This is a genomic window from Actinoplanes awajinensis subsp. mycoplanecinus, from assembly GCF_001509495.1.
In the GTDB taxonomy this organism is placed as follows: domain Bacteria; phylum Actinomycetota; class Actinomycetes; order Mycobacteriales; family Micromonosporaceae; genus Actinoplanes; species Actinoplanes palleronii.
Genome location: NZ_LLZH01000271.1, coordinates 1 through 205, shown reverse-complemented (window position 1 = coordinate 205; position 205 = coordinate 1). Strand labels below are relative to the sequence as shown.

Genomic DNA, 205 nt, shown 5'->3' with positions numbered 1-205 from the left:
GTCGATGTCCACGAAGGTCAGCACGTCGGCACCGGCCAGGACCGGCGCGCGTGCGGCCAGTCCGATCAGGGTGTCACGGACGGCGGCCTGCAACTGCCGGACATGACCGTGGGTGAACGTGCGCAGGAACGATCCGAGTGTCGACGGCGCGTACACGCTGCTGAACAGCGACTTCATGCCGCCGTGCCGGGCGATGTCGAGGTCG

1 pseudogene is annotated in these 205 nt (G+C 68.3%); it reads right to left on the bottom strand.

Annotation, left to right across the window (positions count from 1 at the left end):
- Positions 1-205, bottom strand: a pseudogene (locus tag ADL15_RS54430) (IS1380 family transposase); the annotation flags it as partial.